Source organism: Shewanella aestuarii (assembly GCF_011765625.1).
Lineage (GTDB): Bacteria > Pseudomonadota > Gammaproteobacteria > Enterobacterales > Shewanellaceae > Shewanella > Shewanella aestuarii_A.
The window spans coordinates 3,039,424-3,062,549 of sequence record NZ_CP050313.1 but is presented as its reverse complement, the minus strand read 5'-3'; the positions used below and the strand labels follow the sequence as shown (position 1 = coordinate 3,062,549).

Here is a 23,126-nt window from a genome sequence, read left to right as displayed (position 1 = left end):
CTTGTGAAACTCACTTTGGTTCAGATGAACTCAATATGATGTTTTATTGATTATTATGGGTTTTTATTAACTTTATACTGTGATCAACCAATGTCATGTCACCTGGGGTACCATGACCGGGTACAAGTATTTTTGCTTGATTAAATTGTCTTTTAAGCTGTTCAAGTGTCAGTGGCCATTGGGTCAAATCTGATTCTTTTATATAACCCATTGATTGATTATCTAGACTTTTTACTAAGCAGCCTGCAAAAAGGATCTGTTGTTTAGGTAACCAGACCACTAGATTGTCTTTGGTATGTCCTGGGCCAATAAAATCGACTTCAATCAAGCCAGTTTTTAATTCATAGTGATTAGTGTTAAATGTGCTTGTTGCTGTGGTTTGGCCTGACAGGGCAAGTAATTGCTGGGTTGTTTCAGAAACGACGGTTTTTATGCCAATGCCATTAAGGTAACCAATACCGCCGGATGTGTCTTGATGGGAATGGGTGGAGATACTGGCAATAAGGGTATAGCCTTGTTTTTTAATCCAGCTTACCAGTTGTGCTGTGTCGGTATCTGTCCATGGGGTATCAATAATATAAGCTTGGTTGTTATCTACAACCACTAGACCATTAGCGACAACTAACCCCCAACTGCCAATATTTAGATATGATTTATGCAAATAAACCCCATCACCGATGGCAGTGATTTCTAATTGCCCTTGTTGGTGAGGGTGTTCAAGTGTGTTATCGACTTGAGTTAAGTCTATTGCTTCTTGGGCATTGGCTGAAAATATGCCAAGAGTGAACGGCAATATTAATCCGCAACAAATACGCAGTAAATTTGAAATAAACATGCCTGAGCCCAAAGTTAGTTTAAGTGATGACTTGAAAACAGTGCCCGAACATCAACATTCGCTTTGATTTTTGCCGCTAATAAATAAATGCCCGCAAGTTTTCTGTGAACGAAAATAGCATCCATTGGCGGAGTATGCCATTTATCTTGTTGGGTACTCATGGCTTTTGCTGCCGTGGTGACTCGTTTTGCCAGTTGGCTGCCTGCAAAATCATATTTCCCATCACACCTTAATGGTTCACAGGCTTGATGAAAAATATCAACGATAAGTTTTTGTTGGGCTTCAGTTATGTCTGTTTCAAAGAAACCAATTTGCTTTGCTGCTTGAGTCATTAAATTGTAATCACTGCTCATGGCACCTTGCATCAGCTTTTTGTAACCTGCTGATAAGTTATTGCTAATTGGTCTAGTGGCGCCAAAATCGAGTAAGACAATTTTATTGGTATCAATTTGATAAAGAAAGTTGCCAAAGTTAGGGTCGGTTTGTACTAACTTGAAGGTGAATAATTCGTCTAAAAATAATTTGAGTAAATTGGTCGCCAGTTCATCGCGCACTTCTTGGCTTAGATTGGCTACTGACTCAATCGTTTGGCCTTCGACAAATTCCATACACAAGATGCTATGGTTGCTTAGCTTTGAATAAACTTTTGGCACCACAAAATGAGGGTCTTGGCTCACCCATGTTTGATATTGGGTTAATAATTTGGCTTCGTAAATATAGTCGGCTTCATGGTGTAATTGTCGTTTGGCTTCATTGAGTAGTAAATCCAGTTTGACGTTGTCTGGTACTAAGCCTGACATTTTCAGCAGCGAGGCTACATTATCAATATCGCTGTCGATACTGTCTCTAATGCCGGGGTATTGAATTTTTACCGCGAGTTTTTCACCTGTGGCAAGATAAGCAAGATGCACTTGGCCAATGGATGCAGCAGCAAAAGGGCGTAATTCGAATTGACCAAAGGCGTCTATCCAATCGTTACCCCAGTGGCTTTTTAATACTGAAATTAGCTGTTTGTGAGGCATAAAATTGGCATCGTTTCTAAGTTTTGCCAGTACTTGTGATAATTCCTCTGGTAATAATTCACCCGCGTCCATTGATAGCATTTGGCCTACTTTCATGGCTGCGCCGCGAAGTTGCGCGAGTTTATCTGCAACATGGCCAATGTTAGTCGGGGTTAATACCAGTTGTTGAAGTTTTGGCGTTTGGCCTTGGCTGTATTGCTTAACACCTTCTTTAATCACATTTCCAGCAAGACGAGTGGCTAGGCTACCAAAAGCTGACAACCTGGATAATCGACTACTAGGAACTTTGGTGACATTTTTGCTATCAAGTGATTTATTCATGCTATCTCAAGCTGGTGATTGGCCAATGAAACTATGGACAAGGATACGCCAGTTTAGCAGCATAAGATCATTTAATTAGCTTGAGCAGCGCTTTAAATCTATCGCCTTGAGCTTGGTGTTGTAATTCAAACAGCAGCGATTCTACATTGGTCAACTGAGCGCCTAAATTGAGCATCATTTGAATCCCAAGCACCTTGTTATCGAGTTGTCTTGAAGACATGGCATCAGCAACTATGTGGACGTCAAAGTCATTTTCGAGCAGGTCTTTACAGGTTTGATATACACATACATGCGTTTCAATTCCACACAAGATAACCTGTTTACGCCCTTGTTGTGCGAGAGTGGTTTGCACTTGCACAGATTGCCAGCTACTAAAGTGCTGTTTGGCAATGGGTTGGCAAACTGGACTTAATAGTTGTGCCAACTCTTCTGAGGTGCTGCCGAGTTTATCTGGCAATTGCTCTAACCAAATAATCGGCATATCAAACAGTTTTGCGCCCTCAATGAGCGTGGCTACCCTATGATGAAGCATTGACGATTGCTGCATAACTTGAGCGAGTTTTCCTTGTATATCAACAACCATTAACAGGCAATCTGCTGGATTAATCATTTCGGCTAATTCTCATGTCATTTATATTCAGTTTTAATAGTAGATGATTTTTTAAACAATATGACTATGGGGCTTTAGTCGATACTGAGGAAGATAAAAATGAGCAAAAGGATTGTGATTTGTGCCGATGGCACCTGGAATCGACCTGAACAAGATTTAGCAACCGATTATGCAACAAACGTACTAAAAATAGCTCGAGCGATTGAGCCCATTGCTGTGGATGGTAAGTTGCAGCAGGTTTTTTATGATTGGGGTATTGGTTCTTATCACGATGCTTTTGTGGCTGGCGCAACCGGGCGGGGCTTACACAAAAACATTATGGATGGCTATCGCTATATCGTACAAAACTATGCACCCGGTGATGAAATATGGCTATTTGGCTTTAGCCGTGGTGCTTATACTGTGCGGTGTTTATCAGGATTGATTTATAATTGCGGAATTATTAAACGCCCTGAAGCTAAGTATATTCAGCAAGCGTTTGAGCATTACAAAACGCAAGATAGTAAATACGCACCTGATGGCACTAAATCTGTGGCGTTTAGAGCCAAATATTCCCATCCTTCTAGTGATATCGCATTCATTGGTGTGTGGGATACGGTTGGCGCAATGGGGATCCCGATTTCATTTTTAGGGCTGTTTGAAGATAAAGATGAGTTTTATGATACCAAAATCGGCCCTAACGTTAATGTTGCTCGTCATGCGTTAGCCATTGATGAGCATCGCCAAGACTTTGCTCCGACGATATGGTCACCTCGAAATTCCACCGATATTCAACAAGTTTGGTTTGCAGGCTCCCACAGTAATGTCGGAGGCAGTTATCCACCCGATGAGGATGGCAGTTCATTATCAGACATCCCTTTGCAGTGGATGATGGAGCAAGCAAGATTATTTGGATTAAGTATTGAAAACCATTTGTTGAGTGGTATTGTGCCTAACCCGTTGGCTAAGCTGGTTAACTCACGGCGTAAGTTTTATCGGATCAAAACGAAAACTTATAGGCAATTAACAGCCGTTGAATCTATTTTAGTTCACCCTTCTGTTAAGCTGCGTTGGCAGCAAGATAGTGAATATCGACCTAAAAACTTAGTCGATTATGCTAAACAGCATCATTGGTAATAAATCAGGAGTTTGTGTATTAATGGAGAAGATTATGCGCCATATTGGCATTTTGGGTTTATTAAGTGTGATGCTTTGGCTATTTACGCCTTTAGCGCAGGCTTCAAATAAACAGCCGCTAAAAATTATTGCTTTATCTCCTCATGCGGTTGAAATGCTTTATGCCATTGGCGCTGGCGAGTTGATAGTTGCAACTACAGATCATGCCGATTTTCCCCAAGCGGCTAAACACATCCCGCGGATTGGCGGCTATTATGGCATTCAGATTGAACGTATTATTGAGCTGGAGCCAGATTTAATTGTCGTGTGGCAAAGTGGTAATAAGCTAGAAGATATAAATCAAATCAAACGATTAGGGTTTAATGTATTTAACAGCGACCCCAAGAACCTTGACGACGTGGCCAGTGAATTAGAGGCACTCGGTGAACTTACTGGCAATCAAGATAAAGCCGCTAAAGTCGCAGCAAACTATCGTCACCAGCTAGCGGATATCCGTGCTGAAAATCAATTAAAGTCGCCAGTAAAGGTGTTTTATCAGTTATGGTCAACGCCGTTAATGACGGTCGCTAAAGGCAGTTGGATCCAATATATAATTGAGGCTTGTCATGGTGATAATGTATTTTATGATGCCGCCAGTGACTATCCGCAAGTCAGTGTTGAAAATGTATTGCTCACCATGCCTGAGGTGATTTTACAAAGTCAGGATGAAGGAAATGTGTTAGGCGTGGATTGGTCTAAATGGCCTGAATTACCCGCGGTTAAGGAAAAGCATATTTATCAGCTCAATGCAGATTTACTGCACCGAGCATCTCCAAGAGCAATTCAAGGGGTTCAGCTTGTTTGTGACACCTTGAACAGGGCGCGAAAAGCTTAGTTTGTGCTTTCAGACTCAATTTGAGTTGAGGTCATCGAGCTCTTTGTTTCGAGACCCCGTGAGCTTGGCATGGATGCCAAGCTAGCTTTCGTTAGGCCACGGTCACTCTTTGGTATCCCTGCAATCGTGACATTTGTAAATCAATTTATTTCAGACGCAAATCGGAAGCGTTAGGGAGATTTTGTATTAGGCGACAATGACCGAAGTTAGCAACAACCGAGGTCAGAAGCTGGATAAAACCCCATCGAAAATATTGAACAGACCCCCAATAGTTGGACACCAATTATTGGGGGTCTTTTTATGTATAAGCATAAACGAGAATTCAAATTAACTGTTTCAAAACGTCATTTATCTGGTGAGTCACCTATTCAACTAGCTAAAGAGTTTAAAATACATCCTAGGCTGGTCAAATACTGGAGTCAGGTATACTCCATTCATCAATTTGAGGCCTTTCGTGACGGGCATGAATATCAGACTGCAGATGCAAAGCTCTCTGCATTAAATCTGATGTGGACAAATCAATGGTCAATCAGCCACACTAGCGCTGTCTTAAATTTGTCTAGCCCAGGCATCTTATATATGTGGGAAAAACACTATATCTCTGATGGCATAAACGGCTTGCGCTCAAAAACTAAAGGTCGGCCAAAAATGAAACTTCGCTCAAATTCACAAGCCCAAAAATCTGATGACCAGAAGAGCATTGAAGAGTTAAAAGAAGAGCTTGCCTACCTTCGAGCGGAGAACGCTGTTTTAAAAAAGTTAGAGGAGCTGGAACAGCAAAAACGTCAACAAACAAAGAGAAAGCGTTGATAGTTCTGGCTCTAAAAAATGAGTATTCCCTTAAGCACTTACTTAACGCTGTAGAGCTACCTAGAAGCGTGTTCTATTACCAAAAAAAGTCATTAGGTAAACCGGTCCCTTATCAAGAGGAGCGGAAGCTCATTAGTGATATTTACCATGAACATAAAGGGCGATATGGCTACCGTAGAGTGCACTTAGAGTTGCGTAAAACGTACAAAATGAATAAGAAAACAGTACAGAGATTAATGCTTGAGCTAGGCTTGAAATCCATGGTTAGGCCTAAAAAGTATAGCTCTTACAAAGGTGAGCAAGGCCAAGTAGCACCTAACGTTTTAAAGCGTGACTTCAACGCTGACAAGCCCGATGAAAAATGGGTAACCGATGTTACAGAGTTCAAAGTAAAGGGGCAAAAAGTCTATTTGTCACCTGTAATAGATACGTTCAATCAAGAAGTTGTCGCTTATCGAGTTGAAAAGCATGTTCGTTTAACATTGGTCACTGGCATGTTAGAAGATTCATTGGCAAAGCTTGATAGTCGGTCAAAGCCAATCGTTCATAGTGATCAAGGTTGGCAATATCGCCATAGCAAATACAAGAAAATGTTGAAAGATGCAGGATTAACTCAAAGCATGTCGAGAAAAGGGAACTGTCTAGACAATGCAGTAGCAGAGAACTTCTTCGCTTTACTTAAAACAGAAATGTATCATGGACGTAAATTTGAAAGCGCAAATGAGCTAATTAGCGCAATCAAAGAATACATAACGTATTACAACCAAAAGAGAATTAAGGTCAAACTAAAAGGCCTAACTCCGGTTGAGTACCGAAATCAGGCCTTAAAAGAAGCCGCTTAACTAGAAATGTCCAACTTTATGGGGTCACTTCATATGCGCTTTCAGCATTTTTCGTTTGGGGCGCAGAGGTTTTCCAAAGGGCTTCTTTTGTAAAAAGCGTGCGTTTTGCCCCTTTGGTCTGGTGTGGGCGAAGCGCCACGACGTTAGTGGCCGCAGGCAATATTCCAAAGATACTTTGGGGCAAAAATACGTTACGACCACTAACTTTATACTTCATTTTAATTGACTCAGTTACAGCAGGCCATTACTTCAATCTAACCAATTGCCTGCCGCTGGGATGTTCAGGATGACTACATCACACTGACATTTCCCATATCCCTATGGGTCAGATGTGAAAGAGCGACCTTATGTGCAAGCACGACTGTGACACGCTGCACTCTTTATATAAATCAAAAGGTCCCTGAAATTTTCGCCTCTTCGATTTGACCTTGTTTGTAACCAATAGAAAAACTTCAAAATTCAATTTAATCAAATTCTAAGTATCTCTTACGCTTTTAATTTGGGGTTCAAATAAAGCCAAATCGAAGAGATAAATAACCCTGTGCAGATACGGCTGAGGGTATCGAAAACAGGACGTTTTCGTTAAGCGGCCATGGATGGCGTACAGCGTCCCGAAGCAGTATCTGTAAAGGGGTTATTGTCAATTCAATTTGAATTGAGGTCATTAATACTCTTTAATTCGAGAGTCAGCTTCCCTTGGTAATCACACTTAATTCAAATCACACTTATTCAAATAAACAATAAGCCTAGGCATGATGCTTAGGCTTATTGGTTTTAGGTTTGGCGGGCAAAGTTTAACCCTGATGTGATCTATAAATACTCAACATCCAAAGATATCAGCATGGCATCATCATCTTCTGATGTGAACTCTGCTTTTAACACAAAGCCATCACGAGAGACGCTGATTTTTTCTAACCAAGTCGTCACATTACCATTGAAGTGATCTAGCATGGCTTTTCGCGTTGCGGGAATTTTTAACTTGTTTAAAAAACGCATAAATTCTGCATCAGACTCAACAGGGTAGTTGATACTTTCTGACAGTTTTACCTGCTTGATAATATTGTTTTTATGCTTCACTTGAATGTTTTTTGACAATACTTCCCACATACCTGAATCGGAAAAATTGATTATATTGGGTACATAGCGCGTCACTAAGGTATCAAGTTTTTGCGGTTGCGGATCATTGGATGGAATCAGCAGGTCATACAATTTTTCATGTTTGATGTCAGAGAATAAAATGTCAACTTTACCTTGATCAAAATCTCTAGATTGGAAGTTAAAGCCCGTTAAGAGTAATTCCGAGGCGTCATCGTAATAGGATGAAAACTCATTGAAATCTAAAGTAAGGATATTACTTTGATTAGAGACAATATATTGATCTTTCGTTTGACGCTTTAGATAGTTTAATTGTCTGTTCACTTTGGCAACATCATCACGATAAGTGGCTTTATCATCAATACGCCAATTGTTATCAAACTTTTCATCATAACTGATCAGATTTTTACCGGTAAAATTCAACACAGACCGTTCTTTATAAGTGATTTTTTTTACGGTTTCATTTTTAACGATAAACCACAATTCACGACCGTATAACCAAGCATTTGTTTGATCGTTTAGGGTGAAAATTGCGCTAGCGGGACCAAGTGTATTAATTAGTTGATTGGTTGAATCGTCAATGCTGACGCCATAAGCACTGCTTAAAGTCACGTTTGATGATTTTAAAGAGACTTGAGAGGCAAGATCAGCCAGTTGCTTTTCAGTATATCTTGGTATCGTACTGCTGACACTTGCGCTGGTCCTGCGGTTTGGCTCAGTGCGGGTTATCTCAGTACGGGTTGTTGCTGGAAGATCAATCGAGTTAATTGATTTTTTAACTGGTTGTGATTGACTGGCTTTTGCGATTTGAGTTTGCGGCTGCGTGGTTGTTCTTTGTAAGCTTATCGGCTTTCGACTAAGTCGATTATAAGCTGTGCTAACCGAAGATAAGCTATCGTCTTCATCACAATAGTCGATTAAATCGGCAGTAACAATAATCTTATTGGTCTCAATAAGGTTGGTAATAATAACTGCGTCTACGCGTTTCTCTTTGGCTTTTTGACGAACAAGATGGAAAGCACTTTCAACTAACTTATCGTTTGAGCTGCCATTATATTTTGTCTCAATATAAATACCTTCAATTAAGTTAGGTGTACAGTTTGGCAAATATTCTAAGATAGGGGGCAGTGATTTAGCTGAAACTTGCATGCTGATAAGGAGCGCTGATAGCACGAGCAGTTTTTTCATTTCTTATAGCATCCTTGTTGTTGGTTATTATCGGCTAAAATTCCATATTGGTTAAAGCATCAACATCGTGGTCGAAAATTGGTTGTATTCTCAACAAAGCTCTTACCTAAAAAAGTGTCAGTAAATTGAAACTTTAGTACGGCTAAGTGCGTGAAAATTGAGTAGCGGCTCTAAGTTAACAATTTTGCAACACATGTGTCAAAGATAATTAAAACATTTGGTTACAAAAGTGGAAAAAGTCTTGTTAATTTTTTTAGGGCGTTTTTAGTCGATTTTATAAACGAAATTAATTTTGCGTGAGGCTAGTATAAAAGTAGTGGTTTTAAGTACTTTCAGTTCAGTCTGTTTGGGTTATAAGTAATTTAAGAGCATTCACATGAGTTGATTAAGATGAAGGCATTTGACTCCCGACATGCTATAACTTTGCGAGAATGATACACATCACCTTGGTAGGTTTTACATGAATACGCTTTTAATCTGTTTACTCATCGCCATACTTTTACCTTATTTGGCTAAAGCGCCAGTGGCTTTTGCTATGGCTAAATTGGGCGGCTACGATAATGCGCACCCAAGGGAGCAACAAGCTAAATTAACGGGATTTGGTGCAAGGGCTTTGGCGGGGCATCAAAATGCTTTCGAGTCATTATTGGTGTTTGGTTTGTGCGTTGTCAGCGTGATTGCAGCCAATAGTGTGAATGATACAGCGATCATGCTGGCAATAATTCATGTGGTGGCACGAGTGATTTATCATGTTTTTTATTTGATAAATTACAGCACCTTGCGCTCATTAAGTTGGTTTGTCGCTATTGGCGCGTCAATCGGTATTTTTGTACAGGCTTTATAGAGCCCATCAGCCAATGACTAATAGGGCATCCTTTGGTGAGTAAGGTTAATTGCTGGGGTAAATCGACTAAAGCGGGTCATTTTCTTCGGTTGCAAGCGTCGAATCAACCTTGCCATCAATCGACTCGATACGTTGATAACCGCTTTCGGTCAGTTGGTCGTTGACGCAATCAAGTAAAAATTGTGCTAGCTCGTTATCTGGGATGGAATCTTCTTGGGCAATTTGAGTGCAAGCCGCTTTTAAGGAGATGATTTGTTGCTCGGGAGCCTGAGGTTGAGCCATTGTTGCCGCTGGTGATAATGCTAATGCAATTGAGGTCAGCATAAAAACTAAATGTGTGATTTTCATTTCAGGATCCGATTAAGCAGAACGTTGTTATTGAAACAAATCTTAATCTAAGTTGTTTCAATAACAAATAGCTAACAGGTAATTAATGCATTTTGTTGCGAATAAAGCTTAATGCTTCATCGCTGAGGCCCCGTTTTGATAAATAGTTTTGTTGCTTGCCTAAATGAATTAAAAATCCGTTATCAGATTCAGTGATTCGATAAACCTCAGTCCATAAAATAGTGTGGCTGACAAATTTGGATAGGGTATTAATACCTTGGTCATTCAGGGTAATATTTGCGGTATTGTTAGCTGCTTTGCTCATCATTTGGCGCCATAGCCACCAAGTACGTTTAAATTTAATACTTAAGCCTTCCACAACGCTTAAACCAATAAAGAAAAAGCCAAGGTAATAGACATTTTTATTGGCTAATTGATTGTCCCCATGCTGCTAGATAACAAAATAGCAAAACCAATTAAGGCAAAAATTCCAGTTTTAATAAAATCTTTGGCGGTTAACTTTGGGTTGACTGAGGCGTCATAAGTTTCGCTGAAATAGTTTTTATCTAGTGTGATGTCGTAGCTATAGCTAAAAGGTTTGTTCATAGGGGTCAGTCAATGTGATTATCAAATTAGCTGAATTATCGCATAGGCTTATTCAGGAGCAAATCATTGATAGCGATTTGCCCTGAATAACACGCTATTGGTTAACCATCATTGATTGTTTGTTTTAATTGCTCTGTTAATTGCTGTTGTTCTTGATCTGATAATTGTTGACCTTGTTCATTTGACAGTAAAAACACGTTATCAGCCCGCTCACCAACAGTACTAATATTTGCTGAGTGGATTGTTAGATTTTGTTTTCTAAATACGCTGGCGATTTGTTCCATAAACTCACTGGTATCTAGCGCTGACACATTGAGTAAAGTGCGGGTTGATTGACGTGAATATAAAAACGCAATGCTTAACTGATTTTCAAAGCTTTGATGCATTCTCGGCTGACGTTTTTTGGGTAATTGAATGTCATGATCTAGCACCTTATACAGTTTATCAATTACTTGCTTTCGTCTAGAGGCATTCAAAATAGGCTTGTCATCAAAGTCGAGTACTTTTAATGACTCAATGACATAGCCATCTTTGGTTTTGGATATTTGTGCTTGTTTGACCGAAATGCGCAATGTGGCTAATGCGTTGAATAGCTTTACAAATAATCCGGGACGATCTTTGGTGTAAACAAACACATCACTGCCGCCTTTTACAACGGTTTCATCAAGCAATATGAGGGTTTCATACGGGCTTGGGTGTTCAGCTTGCTGACAGGGTGATTGATGTGTTAATAAAGCTTGGCTGTACCTGACGATATCTTCTGCCTCAGAGTGGCTGAAAAATGATAAAGGAAGTCGTTTCCACAAGGTTTTTAGTTTGCTTTCGTCAATGCCACTTTGGCACAAAGTGCGCATGGCATCTAACTTATGATCGCGCACGACAACACGTAACTGCAAAACGTTTTCAAAACCACTGTGCAGGGCTTTGCGGGTGGCAAAGTAAAGCTCTTTTAATAGAGAAGCTTTCCAATCATTCCATAAGTCATCATTAGTGGCTTGAATATCGGCAATGGTTAAACAATATAATGCATCTAATCGCGTTTGACTGCCTACCGACTGGGCAAAACGGTTAATAACATCAGGGTCGTGAATATCCATACGCTGCGAGGTAATCGACATCAATAAGTGGTTTTCAACTAACCAGCAAATTAATCGTTCATGGGACAGTTTTAAACCATGAAATTTAGCAAATAAGCTAGCATCAACGGCCCCTAATTCACTGTGATCACCGCCTCGACCTTTTGCAAGATCATGAAATAGTGCGGCAAACAGCAATGCGGATTTGTGAGACATTTTCTGATATAAATCAGCTGCAAGTTGGCGATCTTTGGTTAACGTACCATTTTGACTGTCAACGCTGTATTGGTAGATGTTTTTCAGTACCTTGTGGGTGTGCTCGTCAACAGTGTAAGCATGAAACAGGTCAAACTGCATTTGCCCAACCACTTCGCGCCATTGTGGCAAATAAGAAGCTAAAATACCGTGTTGATGCATCAAGGTAATGGCGAGCCCCATACCTTGAGGATGGGCAAAAATGGCTTTAAAGGTTTCTCGACAGGCTTGAAAATCTTGTAGGTCGCCCATCAAACGGCGGCGAACTTGACGCAATAGCCTTAACGTTTCTGGGCTAATACCAATAATTTGATTGTGATGTGTGGCAATCAATAAAAACAGCGACATAATTTGGCTGCGGTCAATAAACACATCTTCATGACGAGCGTGAATATGCTCTTCAATAATTTCAAAATTATCATTGATGACAATTGTTTTTCTGCGTTTACTGGGCGCGATTTCACGGGAAAAATAGGCCATTAAGAGTTGATTGAGTTCTCTAATGCGTTTCATTGCACGAAAGAGTTGTCGCATCATTTTTTCAATGGCAATGTTACCGCCTTCACCGAGCGGGCTGCCTTCACCAAACCCCATTAATTTGGCTACTTCAGCTTGATATTGTAATAAAAGACGGTTTTCTGAGCGTTTTGCCGCTTGATGAAGCGCAAAGCGAACTCTAAAAATGAAGTTCTGACATTCTAATAATTCGGCGTATTCATCATTGGTGAAAAAACCGTGTTTTCTTAGTGCTTGCATATCACCAACGCCAAGATGCTTACGCGCAACCCAAGTAAGGGTTTGTAAGTCGCGCATACCTCCTGGGCTGGTCTTTAAGTTGGGTTCAATGTTGTAAGCTGTGCCTTGCGCTTTTGCGTGCCGTTGTAATTGTTCTTCAAGTTTAGCGCTAAAAAATGCTTTACTGCTCCACAGTTTGTCACTGTAGAGGGCTGCTAATACTTGGTTTTCATGTTGTTTGTTGCCAGTAATATTGCGAATTTCTAATAAGCTAGTGGCAATGGTGACGTCTTCTTTACAGGCTTTGTAGGTATCTTTTAACGAGCGAACTCCGTGACCAAGGTCTAGCCCTAAATCCCACAATTGAGTTAAAAAGGTGCTGATACTGGTAGATTCTTCACGATTTAATGGTCCATCATGAATGATACAAATATCAATATCTGAAAAGGGGTGTAGGGTGCTTCGGCCATAACCACCAACCGCATTAAGAGAGAATTTATCGCTGCAAAACTGATGAGACTGCCATAAAAGGCCAAGTAGTTGATCAAAAAAGTTCGCTCGGGTGGTGAGCGTTTCATTGATTGGGCAATGTAAAATATTGTCTTCTAAAAAAGTATCCAGTGATGCAATAGCTTGTTTCAGTTCTGTTGTATTCATCCCCGGGCGCAATTCTGTGCTGACAGGTTGCGAAATCATGTGACTCCTTGTTTGTTTTTTCCGTATACAGGGTAAGGTATTATGTAAGCTAACTCAACGTTGAAAAAATATATCTTATGGCATCTAAACGCGGCAGAATTGATACCTTTATTGCCAAGCATCAACAAATTCCTAAAAAATCAGTACGAAATATGATCGTGCAAGGTGAAATAATGATTGATGGTCAATTGGTTATGTCTCCTGATGAGCAAATAGATGAGTTTAGCTTTATTGTTTGCCAGGGACAGGTATTACAGCAAAGACAAGCTGTTTATTGGATGTTGCATAAACCCCAAGGCGTGGTGAGTGCCACAATGGATAAACAGCATCAAACCGCTGTTGATTTACTTGTTGGTATTGATAAAGACTTACTGCATATCGCGGGGCGTTTGGATTTAAACTCGACCGGTTTATTGCTAATTACCAATGATGCGAAATGGTCTCAAGCTCTGATGTCACCTGATAATAAAGTGACAAAGCGTTACTTAGTTACCTTAGCTAACCCTATTGATGAAGATTACATTAAGGTCTTTGCTGAAGGCATGTGGTTTGAATATGAAGGTATTACAACCGCACCAGCAAAGCTGGAGATTTTATCGCCAATTCAAGCTATGGTTGAGTTAAATGAGGGTAAATATCATCAAATTAAAAGAATGTTCGGCCGCTTTCAAAACCCTGTGATTGGTTTACATAGAATCGCGATAGGTGACATCAAGTTAGATACTGATTTACAACCGGGTCAATATCGTCAATTAACAAAAACCGAAGTGCTGAGCATTATTCAGCGCTAGATCAACTTTTTGCTCAATATCTTATGCTAGCTTGTTACAATTGGTTAACAGTGCAGGGTGGCATGTGGATATTCAAGCGTTACAAAAAATCAGTGAGTTAGATGTTTTTAGTTTATTGGTTTTTAAACTGACATATGAAACTGGTTTTGCCAATTTTGCTGCAAAAGAGTTATCCGTTTCCCCAGCCAAAATAAGTCGTTGTTTGACCTCGCTAAGAAGTATTTTTAATGACGAATTATTCTATCGTCGTCAGCAAGGTTTAAAGCCCACTCCGTTAGCTGAAATTTTATATCAACCTATTTGTCAGTTGTGTGAAATGACCTGTCAAATCGAGCGCCTAGCGAGCCAGCATGCGACTCAAAATAAAAAAACAACTTTACAAGTGGCTGTTTCACCGAACATTATTTCAAGCGTGGCGATGGCGATTAGTCATTCTGCTAATTTGGTTGGCAAGATCAAATTGCACAGTTGGCAATCAGATACTGAAGAGCAAATTTATCAAGGTGAATTAGATTTTGGCATCGGTTTTATGGGGCAAGACACCCATGATTTAGCTGTGACTCCTATCGCTAAAGTAGGGGCCTTATGTGTTGTTGGCGCGAAGCAACATGCTTTTTGGAATACGGCTCAAGCGTTTAAATTAGAAGATATTATTCAGCATCGAGTGGTTTATTTATGTTGTAGTGGCTTTAATAATCGCATTGATCCGCTAGAACTCTATTGTCAAACCCATGGCTTACCTTTAGATGACATTGACTGCGTTAAAACAATCGAAGAGTGGTATTGGCATATTCTCACCATGAATAGCTTGTCGTTGACGCTTTTTAATGAAGGTGCATTTGCTAATAATATTCCGCAGTTACGGGTTGAAAAACTGCCTGCTTCAGAGTTTGCAAAACTTGATGCTGTGATGGCAATGCCTCATTACTGTCTTATTGAGCGAGATGAAGCGTATCGACGTTATTCTTTAAATATCAAACAACAAGTTATTCAAATTACTCAGTCGGTTATCTTGTAAATTTCGATTCACTTATGGGACTTTTGTAAGCAATATCGTTTTCCTGCGCGTGGGACCTGCTATCCACTCCAATGTCACTTTATTTAAGCGAGCGTTTATCGGCGTTTTAAATGCAAAACAATAGTCATCTCATCTTGAAAAAAATTGATTTAAATCAAGCTCTGAATATCAAAAACTAAAATTGCAAATTTCTGTTAACGATTGTTTAACCGCGATTCACATATTTGCAATCTTCATCGGGTGTTTTTTCTAATTTCCTTATATTTTGTATGTGTATTGTCTACAAATCTAAATCGGGGGATTTATGATTAGAAAATATAATAAAACACTGCTTACCGCAGCACTTCTTGTAGCACTCAGTATCGCTGGATGTGGTTCTGACGGAAAAGACGGTCAAGATGGAGCACCTGGCGCACCAGGGACTCCTGGAACTCCGGGCACACCAGGTACGCCTGCTGGTTCAGTGGTTGATTCTGTAGTGAGTGCGAACGCCGCAGACTTCAAGATAACGTTAGCGCCTGAAGATATCGTTGTTGTTGGAAGTGAGCCTTTTAGCATTAAGTTCACTGCCACAGCTAAAAATACTAAAGGAGAATATGTTCCATTCACAGGGCTTGAAAGAATTGCACTTTATGTGATTAACCAAGTTGAAAATGACTCTGGTACTGGTGCGCCAATGTTGTGGTCCAGTAACTCAATCGCCAATGAGTTTGGCTCTAGTATGTATTGTAATCTAACGGGGGAAACAACGGATCGCCAAGGTAATGTTGTTAATGCATGTACACTTGTAGAAGATACTGAAAACTTGGGTACTTACTCAGGAAGTTGGACACATGAAGGCAATGCGCCAGTGGTCTCTGCCGATGGGGACCCTAATAGCTTATTCAGAGTGATGGTTCGTACTTATGATGTAACGGATGCATCAGGGGAAGGCATTAGCGACAAGTTACTTTCTACTCCGCTTGATTTTATTCCTGCAACAGGTGAGCTAGCCGTTTCTGCTAAAGATTCTGTTTCTAATGCCGCCTGTATTCAATGTCACAGTGAGTTAACTGGGTATGCTGAAGGTGATATGCGTATTGCCAATATCGGTGCTCACCATAACTACCAGAAAGTTGAAAACTGTGTCACTTGTCATAACCCAGCTTATGCAGCTGATCAAACCGATCCCGATAAAGGTTTTAATCCTAATTGGAATGCGATGATCCATACCATTCATGCTGGTGGAGTGCTTGCCGAAGATGGTTTACTTCAAGGTGATGCAAAAGAGTTTGCGGGTGTTCATTTTCCTGCGGAATTGAGCGAATGTACAACTTGTCATGATAATGGCACTCAGTGGAACGACAACATTTATGCTGAAGCTTGTCTTTCTTGTCATATGAATGTTGATTTGACTACAGGTGAAAATCACCGAGGTATCATTCCAAGTGGCGATGCAGCTTGTGCTGGTTGTCATGGTGCAGGTAGCTTAAGCCCAATCTTGGCTCATAACGTAGGCGATAGAGCAACCGCCGCAGAAGGGTTAACATTCGACTTTACTTCAGCGACTGTTACACCAACAGCAGATCCTGCAAAGTCTACTTTAACCGTGGTTGCTAATGTCACGCTTAACGGCGCAGCCATTGCCGATGGTACTGACTTAACTCCGTATATGACCAGCACTCGTCGTGGTTTGTTAATTGGTAATTTAGAAGCTGATGGTACGCCTTTACGTGGACTTGGTATGGCGATAGGCGATCTTGCTAGTTTAAGCGGCGGTGTGATGACTTTCGCTAAAGATTTTGACGCAAGCCGTTTAGTTGGTCCTATCTATGTGACGGCTGAAATACAGGTTTGTGCTGAAAGCGGATTAGTGGTGAAATGTACCACTAATGATGATGGTGACGTTGAGCAAATTGGCGTCGCTAATAATGCACCCATTAAGTACTTCAACTTATCTGATCCAAACGCAGAAACTGTCATTGCTCGTATGGATGATCCAGACCGCATTACAGTCAGCGAAGCTCAGTGTAATACCTGCCATGGTAACTTAACCCATGTTAAAGGAACTCATGGCGCAACTGACTTTACCCAATGTATGGATTGTCATAACAATCGCTACCCAGGTTCTTACCATGGTGGTGTTGTTTATGATACCGGTGAAGTGGATACTGAAGGCAAGCCTGTATTTGCAGAAGTTCCAGGTATTACCTTTAGTAACCGTGACTTAGTTACTGTTGCTCACCGTTTCCACAGTGGTTCATGGGATGGTGGCGGGATCTACTTTAACAAAGATATGGAAACGGTTGGTTATCCTGCAATAGCCACAGATTGCCAAGCTTGTCATAAAGAAGGTGCTGTCATGTTTGCCGCTGATGGTGGATTAACATCAGGTAAACGCTCTATCCAAGTTAGCGCAACAGAATTTATTTCGCCTGTTGCTGAGTCATGTCGCTCTTGTCACATTAGTGGTTCAGCGCTATCTCACTTCAAGAGTAATGGTGCTGTCGTTCAAGGTGATGCTATGACGGATGCTGATTTACCTATTGAATCATGTGCAACATGTCATGCTGAAGGTAAAGCTTACGGTATTGATAAAGCTCATAGTGGCGTCGCTCACTAAGCTATCAGATATGTTGTGAGTTGATGATTAGCTAGATAAAACAAAGGGAGACTATCCAGTCTCCCTTTTTGTTATTCTGATTTCATCACAGTTGCTCAGAATAGCCTTTAATTATTTGAGTCGTATTGAGTCAATTAGCTCGCTTGTTGGCGCTGCATTGTCAGTAACCATTTACCGTATATAAAAATACCGACCGCAGAGATAATGCCAATGGCTGCAATAATGTACCAAGCCATACCAATATTATTCGCTTCATACAGCATGTGCGTTAATGGTTGCGCTTCGATTCCAGTAAACTCCACCAAGCGTGTAAAAGCTTCCCCTTGTGGAATCGCATTAACATCCGCTTGGCTCATGCCCCGGGCAACTAATTCATCACGAGAAATAATTTCTTTTGAGGCATACATTTGATAAAGCTTAGGCGCAAAGTAGCCTTCTAAAGTCCAACCAATGCCTTGCGGTAGCATGACAAAACCGAGATACATGGCTTTTTTACCTTCAGGGGCAATGTTGCCCATAAACTCATTCTTTTTAGGGCTGATCATCATTTCCCCTAACGAGAACATTGCAATGGCTAACACTATCATCCACGCGGCATTAAATACCCCAACCAACATAATGGCGGCAATACTTAAAATACAGCCAACTAACATGGCAGTGGTAATGCGATATTTAGCGGTAAAAGCGGCCACTAAAAAACAGGTGGTCATGATCATACCTGCGTTTAAGTTCAGCATACCCTCAGGCATGACCTTAGTGCCTTCATTATTTAAGCCTAACCAGAATTGTAAAATACCGCTGCTGGTTCCTTCTGGGCCAAATAAAGAGGTAACAATAATGCTGGTATCAACCCATTCAGCAATATGAATAGGTAGCACATCAAACAGTGAGTTATACAAAAACCAGAAGCCAGCAAACACTAACATATAGTATATAACTACAGGTTTTTTTAGTTCATGTAGGGCATCTTTCCATAGGGCTTCTTGTTGAATTTCACCAGACTTAACCTTGCGAGCGCGCTCAATACGTTCATCTTTTCCGGGCTCTTTATAGGCTAATAAAAATAGGAAGTTAAGCGAAATAATGGCAGCACAGGCATAAAACACGTTATCCCAAGATAACTGACGCATATGCACCGCAACTAAGGGGCCTAAAAAACCGCCAATGTTGACCACTTGGTAAAATATACCCCAAGCCATAGAGGTGTTTTCACGTCTTGTTGAGAGTACTAATGTCCCTTGAATACCGGGTTTAAATATTCCAGTACCGGCAGCGAGCAGCATAGCACCGCCTAAAAAGCCCCAGAAGTTAGGGAACAAAGCCATGGTGAGATAACCCATGATTTTGATAATAGTTGAGGCAAATATAGTTTCTTTGTAGCCAACGCGATCAGATATGCCACCAGTAAAAACTGGAATAAAGGTTTGCAGCAATGCCCAAGCGGCAAGAATAATACCGTAATCGTGTAAATCAATGCCTAAACCACCTTCCGATACCGGTGATTTTGCATATAACCCCGCACTGGCTTTTACACCGTAATAAGCAATACGCTCAACCAATTCCATTCCGCCAACTATCCAGAATATGTATCCTAAACTGGTAATTGACGCCCACATGCCTAATTGTTTCACTTCACTGAGGTCGTTACCTGAGTGTGAATTAGCGCTCATATGTCACCCTTTTGTTATGATTATTTAGCGAAATTGGCAGACACTTTACCTAAATTAACGCTAATTACAAAACAACTCTGGCTTAATTGCCCTATCACGTGATGGTTGAGTATTTCTTAAACAAAAAAAGCGAGCTAAATGCTCGCTTGATTTTGAGTGTTAGGGACGTATTATCCACAACACTTTTTGTATTTTTTGCCACTACCGCAAGTACATGGGTCATTGCGATTGATTTTTGCTTCAGCCACAACGGCTTTAGGTTTATTTAATATACCTTCAAGTTCAACAATGTTTTCTTCAACGTCACTATTTACGCTAATAACCGCAAATAAGTGTTGTTCATCAACCATGATTTGTACAGCTTGCTTACGCTCTTCCGTTTGAACGGATAACTGAAGCGGGCTTGCTTTGGTGCCAATTTTTGTCTGGCGTTTGGTGTTATAGCCACTTTCGCCATAGGCCGGTTTTGGGGTTCTGCGACCTTTAAAAAAGAATTTATCTGACATAGTGGTGTACCGTTTAATTGGATGATGATTTTGGCTGAAGCTTTTACAGTAATTAGCACTATTTGACCAGTATAATTGATAAATTATGCTGATTTATACGGGAGGCGCTTGTTGATAAACTCACTTGCAAAAGTGCGATTAAAAGCCCGAGTTGATGAGTATGATCTCAAGGAGAATAAAAATCAGAGGGATAATGTAATTAACCCTCTGATTTTATTGGTTGGTAGTTTGCTTCGCTAGTTTAAAGGCCAAGGGTGAATGCCATCAATAGCCACGGTTGGCATATCTAAACCGTAGCAATAACCGTCTTTTTCAAATGCGAAAACTTGTTTGATGGTGGCTGCATAGCCAAATTGGTTCACTTGTAACTTGGCTTTATCAGAAACCGTTAATCCCCACATATCAAACAGCGGTAAATAATTAAGTTTAGTGGCATGGCTCATGGCAATGACCAGAAAATCATTATTGCTGATTGATTTAGCCTCGGTTTGTTCAAAAAGACTGAAGCCAAGCTGAGCTTTAATCGCATCCCACTTACTGACATCATTTTTAGCATTTTCAAACTCGCGCAAAATAATATGCAGCCTAGGCAGTAAATGCCAGCCATTAGATAAGGCTCCTTGCTTTTGGGCTGTGGCATACATTTGCACCATAATGGACATGCCTTGGTTCCAACCGCTCAAGTTGGCGGCTTTCATAAAGGCCGATGGATCCGCTGTTTGCACGCTTTGCTGCAGTAAATCAAACTCATTTTTTATCGGTAATGATTGACAGTTTGGTAGCTCACCTAAAGATAAGTAGTTCATATACTTAGTGTAATAAGAATATGGATTGGTAGACGCATGACTATCAACGCCATCGAAACGCAGTTTTGAATGTTCTAATCCGTGGCCGAGCTCATGAATATCGCCATGACCTAGTGGGTTGAAACTCCAAAATGCATCATAAGGATTACCTGAACAGCCTGAACCACAGGTTGCTTGGTCTGCATTCATGTGTTTTACCTTGTTCAATTGCGCGATTGCTAAATTATGGTTATTAGCAAAATCTACAATTTCAGCCACGGTATCGATATTCGGGCCTTGATAACCGGCTAAAACATGCGGCAAATTATGTAAGTTATTGTTCATGGCCTCAGCCATGGTATCTGCACTATTCCAACGAGGATAAAGCGCCATCGTTTTCTGCATTTTATCGATTTGCGAATGCACTTCAAAATGTGGGCTGGCGATTTCTGCCCAATCGTAATCGGCCTGAGCAAGTGAGGTGGCAAAGGTATTGGCATCCATTCCATCACGCCAATACGGGTGCTCCCCAATATTGCTAAAGCTGAATTGAGTGTTGATATCGGACTCTTCAAATCGTATTTGCACCGGGCCACCATAAGCGCTTGTTAGGGTGATTGTTTCACCGTTTTTAAGCTCAATTTGAGGTGACTGCAGATATTTAGGTCTGTTGTAAGTATTATCGCCAAACTCTTTGGTGGAGCCTGAACGCTGAGTATTAACAAATACCCATGTACGGACTGCACTATTGTCCAAGCGCTTGATACTCATTGGTTGACCGGGAATGTGATAAACCCCTGTCGAGCGGAATCCACTTTTACTGGTCAGGTTAATTTGCTTATCTTTAGGTGAAACATGGCTAAAGTCAGTGCGGCTAAAGTTACCCAGTGAGTTAGGTACCATGCTAAATGAGCGGGTATAAAACATACTGTGATCAGCAAAGTAGGCTTTGGCGAAACTTAAGTTATCTATACTGGCGACATTCATTGGATACTGAATATCCTGACGATAAACATCGCCAAGTAGTACTATCTTTTTATAAATAGCATGGCTATTTTCTTGTTCGAAAAGCGCTATTTTATTTTGATCTAACTGATTAATACGTTGCTTTATTGCGAGTAAACTTGGGCGGTAACTGTCGTTATAAACGGCATCACAATCTGTTTGGCACTGGCTAAAATTAAACGGAAATTCTTGGTTTAAGAATCCGTTAACCCATTTTTGCTCATCATTGAATAAAGGTGAGGCTTGTTGCATATCAGCAACGTTATTCCAATTAGCTTTATCTGCACTGAAAAAATTGCCCGGGCCGCCTGGACCTTGCATTGAAAAGTGAATTTTTCCCAGCACAATTGCAGTTTGTGGTTTGCTATTCCAAGAATGTCTGTGGGTATAGAGCAGTGGTTTTTTTTGAGTTAGCGCGGAATCCAATACGCTATTCAGTTGAAGATCGGTAAAGACTTCATCTGAGGCAACAACCACTAAATCACTATCATTAACGCAACTTGTTAATGTGTCATTCGTTGCTGCACTATCGGCACAATGAGTGACGATCATATTTGGGTAGTGACTTGCAAACCAAGTTTTTACCCGACTTGCACCAGATTCATTTAGACCAAATAGGCTAATGTGGTTAGTCGATGCATCAGTTAATGTTTGCTGCATTTGCCAAGCTAATAACCGCTTAAAGCTGGCTTCAAATTCAGGGAAGTGTCCTGCATTAAGACGATTAAAAATATCGGTTCCAAATGCAGCGTGATTAACCCCTTGTTGAGTTGTTGCGGCAGCGAAAATACGCCCTTGATTCCCTTTCAGTAATTCAAAGGTTGGATTATTGGGATAACCATGAATCGCATTATTAATTCCAATTAATTGTGAATGCTGACCGGGTTCAAATACGATGGCGTCAGTACTAAAAATGGTGTTCAAAAAATCAGTTTGTAACAGCTTAGTCTGCAGAAAATCTTGATTAAGGCGTTTAACCAAAGACGTGACAAGTGGGCCAGTGATATCACTGGCATTGCCCGTTTTCATGGCTGCTGTAATGCGGTCGTTCAAGCTGATATTAACCAGAGTTGAAGCGCTTTTGTTGTTACTGTCAGTCACTGTTAACTGAAGGGTGACAACCGTGTCATCTTCTAATTGTGACCCATCAATTATCACAGTCTGTTTATCCGCATCACTGATAATTACTTCTGCACCCGCAGTTTGTTGCCATAGATAAGTCGCGGTCACAGTGGGATCTAGAGTCACATTTGCGCTAATGCTAATGGCCTCATTATTCCATTCGGTTAATGGGGGAATAGCGGCAATAGTTGGTGCAGCAGTTTCAACTGGCGGTGGCGTTACTGGCGGCGTCACTGTGGGCGGTGTTACGGGGGCTCAGATGATTCTCCTCCGCCGCCACATGCCGTTAATAGCAACAAAAGAGCGGGGGTGATGAATGAGTATTTTTGTTTCATATCGCCATCTTATTTAACATGTTTACAGCATTATGCTGCT

Annotated in this window: 20 protein-coding genes; 8 read left to right on the top strand and 12 right to left on the bottom strand. The window is 40.8% G+C overall.

From position 1 onward, the window contains the following. Window positions 1-43 precede the first annotated feature (43 nt). The 3 genes from bla to HBH39_RS13460 all read right to left on the bottom strand — a co-directional run bounded on the left by bla (window position 44) and on the right by HBH39_RS13460 (window position 2,788). A complete protein-coding gene (gene bla, locus HBH39_RS13470) occupies window positions 44-835 on the bottom strand; it encodes a subclass B1 metallo-beta-lactamase (protein ID WP_167679105.1) in 792 nt (263 codons plus the stop codon). A 14-nt stretch (window positions 836-849) separates the two neighbouring features. Continuing rightward, window positions 850-2,178 carry an ABC1 kinase family protein gene (locus HBH39_RS13465; protein WP_167679103.1) on the bottom strand — a complete coding sequence of 443 codons (1,329 nt, stop codon included), beginning with the start codon at window positions 2,176-2,178 and terminating at the stop codon, window positions 850-852. 67 nt (window positions 2,179-2,245) lie between these two features. Then, complete coding sequence (locus tag HBH39_RS13460) at window positions 2,246-2,788, bottom strand: hydrolase (protein ID WP_167679101.1); 543 nt, start codon at window positions 2,786-2,788, stop codon at window positions 2,246-2,248. 99 nt (window positions 2,789-2,887) lie between these two features. Here HBH39_RS13460 and HBH39_RS13455 point away from each other — a divergent pair, with 99 nt between their 5' ends. The 4 genes from HBH39_RS13455 to HBH39_RS13440 all read left to right on the top strand — a co-directional run bounded on the left by HBH39_RS13455 (window position 2,888) and on the right by HBH39_RS13440 (window position 6,430). Further along, window positions 2,888-3,904 carry a DUF2235 domain-containing protein gene (locus tag HBH39_RS13455; RefSeq protein ID WP_167679099.1) on the top strand — a complete coding sequence of 339 codons (1,017 nt, stop codon included), beginning with the start codon at window positions 2,888-2,890 and terminating at the stop codon, window positions 3,902-3,904. A 70-nt stretch (window positions 3,905-3,974) separates the two neighbouring features. Further along, a complete protein-coding gene (locus HBH39_RS13450; RefSeq protein ID WP_244325807.1) occupies window positions 3,975-4,778 on the top strand; it encodes a cobalamin-binding protein in 804 nt (267 codons plus the stop codon). A 300-nt stretch (window positions 4,779-5,078) separates the two neighbouring features. Beyond that, on the top strand, window positions 5,079-5,588 hold the full coding sequence (locus HBH39_RS13445; RefSeq protein WP_167679095.1) for a helix-turn-helix domain-containing protein: 510 nt from the start codon (window positions 5,079-5,081) through the stop codon (window positions 5,586-5,588). Then, window positions 5,585-6,430 carry an IS3 family transposase gene (locus tag HBH39_RS13440; protein ID WP_167679093.1) on the top strand — a complete coding sequence of 282 codons (846 nt, stop codon included), beginning with the start codon at window positions 5,585-5,587 and terminating at the stop codon, window positions 6,428-6,430. The genes HBH39_RS13445 and HBH39_RS13440 overlap by 4 nt, the downstream gene beginning before the upstream one ends. A gap of 16 nt (window positions 6,431-6,446) precedes the next feature. On the opposite strand, the gene HBH39_RS13435 is transcribed toward HBH39_RS13440, so the two are convergent. After that, on the bottom strand, window positions 6,447-6,647 hold the full coding sequence (locus HBH39_RS13435; protein ID WP_167679091.1) for a hypothetical protein: 201 nt from the start codon (window positions 6,645-6,647) through the stop codon (window positions 6,447-6,449). 593 nt (window positions 6,648-7,240) lie between these two features. Continuing rightward, window positions 7,241-8,713 carry a hypothetical protein gene (locus tag HBH39_RS13430; protein ID WP_167679089.1) on the bottom strand — a complete coding sequence of 491 codons (1,473 nt, stop codon included), beginning with the start codon at window positions 8,711-8,713 and terminating at the stop codon, window positions 7,241-7,243. A gap of 460 nt (window positions 8,714-9,173) precedes the next feature. On the opposite strand from HBH39_RS13430, the gene HBH39_RS13425 reads away from it, so the two are divergent. Further along, window positions 9,174-9,557: an MAPEG family protein gene (locus tag HBH39_RS13425; RefSeq protein ID WP_167679087.1), complete on the top strand. Its 384-nt coding sequence runs from the start codon at window positions 9,174-9,176 to the stop codon at window positions 9,555-9,557. A 66-nt stretch (window positions 9,558-9,623) separates the two neighbouring features. Here HBH39_RS13425 and HBH39_RS13420 read toward each other — a convergent pair whose 3' ends face one another. The 4 genes from HBH39_RS13420 to glnD all read right to left on the bottom strand — a co-directional run bounded on the left by HBH39_RS13420 (window position 9,624) and on the right by glnD (window position 13,252). Next, complete coding sequence (locus tag HBH39_RS13420) at window positions 9,624-9,905, bottom strand: hypothetical protein (protein WP_167679085.1); 282 nt, start codon at window positions 9,903-9,905, stop codon at window positions 9,624-9,626. A gap of 82 nt (window positions 9,906-9,987) precedes the next feature. Beyond that, complete coding sequence (locus HBH39_RS13415; protein WP_167679083.1) at window positions 9,988-10,212, bottom strand: YcxB family protein; 225 nt, start codon at window positions 10,210-10,212, stop codon at window positions 9,988-9,990. Between the two features lie 101 nt (window positions 10,213-10,313). Next, window positions 10,314-10,490, bottom strand: a complete 177-nt coding sequence (locus HBH39_RS13410; RefSeq protein ID WP_167679081.1) for a hypothetical protein — start codon at window positions 10,488-10,490, stop codon at window positions 10,314-10,316. A 101-nt stretch (window positions 10,491-10,591) separates the two neighbouring features. Then, window positions 10,592-13,252 carry a [protein-PII] uridylyltransferase gene (gene glnD / locus HBH39_RS13405; RefSeq protein ID WP_167679079.1) on the bottom strand — a complete coding sequence of 887 codons (2,661 nt, stop codon included), beginning with the start codon at window positions 13,250-13,252 and terminating at the stop codon, window positions 10,592-10,594. A 77-nt stretch (window positions 13,253-13,329) separates the two neighbouring features. Between glnD and HBH39_RS13400 the strand changes: the two genes are divergently transcribed. From HBH39_RS13400 to HBH39_RS13390, 3 genes are all read left to right on the top strand, one after another. Then, window positions 13,330-14,043: a 16S rRNA pseudouridine(516) synthase gene (locus tag HBH39_RS13400; protein ID WP_167679077.1), complete on the top strand. Its 714-nt coding sequence runs from the start codon at window positions 13,330-13,332 to the stop codon at window positions 14,041-14,043. Between the two features lie 64 nt (window positions 14,044-14,107). Next, window positions 14,108-15,061 carry a LysR family transcriptional regulator gene (locus HBH39_RS13395; protein ID WP_167679075.1) on the top strand — a complete coding sequence of 318 codons (954 nt, stop codon included), beginning with the start codon at window positions 14,108-14,110 and terminating at the stop codon, window positions 15,059-15,061. A gap of 304 nt (window positions 15,062-15,365) precedes the next feature. After that, the gene (locus HBH39_RS13390; RefSeq protein WP_167679073.1) at window positions 15,366-17,663 is read left to right on the top strand and encodes an OmcA/MtrC family decaheme c-type cytochrome; all 2,298 of its coding nucleotides are present in this window, start codon (window positions 15,366-15,368) and stop codon (window positions 17,661-17,663) included. A gap of 134 nt (window positions 17,664-17,797) precedes the next feature. Here the strand turns inward: HBH39_RS13390 and HBH39_RS13385 are convergent, their stop codons facing one another. From HBH39_RS13385 to HBH39_RS13375, 3 genes are all read right to left on the bottom strand, one after another. Further along, window positions 17,798-19,333 carry an MFS transporter gene (locus tag HBH39_RS13385; protein ID WP_167679071.1) on the bottom strand — a complete coding sequence of 512 codons (1,536 nt, stop codon included), beginning with the start codon at window positions 19,331-19,333 and terminating at the stop codon, window positions 17,798-17,800. A 170-nt stretch (window positions 19,334-19,503) separates the two neighbouring features. Next, entirely contained in the window at window positions 19,504-19,839 is a 336-nt protein-coding gene (locus tag HBH39_RS13380) for a PBPRA1643 family SWIM/SEC-C metal-binding motif protein (RefSeq protein WP_167679069.1), read from the bottom strand. Between the two features lie 236 nt (window positions 19,840-20,075). Further along, complete coding sequence (locus HBH39_RS13375; protein WP_167679067.1) at window positions 20,076-22,985, bottom strand: ImpA family metalloprotease; 2,910 nt, start codon at window positions 22,983-22,985, stop codon at window positions 20,076-20,078. Window positions 22,986-23,126: the final 141 nt, after the last annotated feature.

Excerpts from the sequence above, each read along its gene's own strand:
- HBH39_RS13445 (WP_167679095.1), top strand. The coding sequence starts at position 5,079 with ATGTATAAGCATAAACGAGAATTCAAATTAACTGTTTCAAAACGTCAT.
- HBH39_RS13385 (WP_167679071.1), bottom strand. The coding sequence starts at position 19,333 with ATGAGCGCTAATTCACACTCAGGTAACGACCTCAGTGAAGTGAAACAA.
- HBH39_RS13415 (WP_167679083.1), bottom strand. The coding sequence starts at position 10,212 with ATGATGAGCAAAGCAGCTAACAATACCGCAAATATTACCCTGAATGAC.
- HBH39_RS13400 (WP_167679077.1), top strand. The coding sequence starts at position 13,330 with ATGGCATCTAAACGCGGCAGAATTGATACCTTTATTGCCAAGCATCAA.
- HBH39_RS13430 (WP_167679089.1), bottom strand. The coding sequence starts at position 8,713 with ATGAAAAAACTGCTCGTGCTATCAGCGCTCCTTATCAGCATGCAAGTT.
- HBH39_RS13465 (WP_167679103.1), bottom strand. The coding sequence starts at position 2,178 with ATGAATAAATCACTTGATAGCAAAAATGTCACCAAAGTTCCTAGTAGT.
- HBH39_RS13390 (WP_167679073.1), top strand. The coding sequence starts at position 15,366 with ATGATTAGAAAATATAATAAAACACTGCTTACCGCAGCACTTCTTGTA.
- glnD (WP_167679079.1), bottom strand. The coding sequence starts at position 13,252 with ATGATTTCGCAACCTGTCAGCACAGAATTGCGCCCGGGGATGAATACA.
- HBH39_RS13435 (WP_167679091.1), bottom strand. The coding sequence starts at position 6,647 with ATGAAGTATAAAGTTAGTGGTCGTAACGTATTTTTGCCCCAAAGTATC.
- HBH39_RS13410 (WP_167679081.1), bottom strand. The coding sequence starts at position 10,490 with ATGAACAAACCTTTTAGCTATAGCTACGACATCACACTAGATAAAAAC.
- bla (WP_167679105.1), bottom strand. The coding sequence starts at position 835 with ATGTTTATTTCAAATTTACTGCGTATTTGTTGCGGATTAATATTGCCG.
- HBH39_RS13450 (WP_244325807.1), top strand. The coding sequence starts at position 3,975 with ATGCTTTGGCTATTTACGCCTTTAGCGCAGGCTTCAAATAAACAGCCG.
- HBH39_RS13425 (WP_167679087.1), top strand. The coding sequence starts at position 9,174 with ATGAATACGCTTTTAATCTGTTTACTCATCGCCATACTTTTACCTTAT.
- HBH39_RS13420 (WP_167679085.1), bottom strand. The coding sequence starts at position 9,905 with ATGAAAATCACACATTTAGTTTTTATGCTGACCTCAATTGCATTAGCA.
- HBH39_RS13460 (WP_167679101.1), bottom strand. The coding sequence starts at position 2,788 with ATGATTAATCCAGCAGATTGCCTGTTAATGGTTGTTGATATACAAGGA.
- HBH39_RS13380 (WP_167679069.1), bottom strand. The coding sequence starts at position 19,839 with ATGTCAGATAAATTCTTTTTTAAAGGTCGCAGAACCCCAAAACCGGCC.
- HBH39_RS13455 (WP_167679099.1), top strand. The coding sequence starts at position 2,888 with ATGAGCAAAAGGATTGTGATTTGTGCCGATGGCACCTGGAATCGACCT.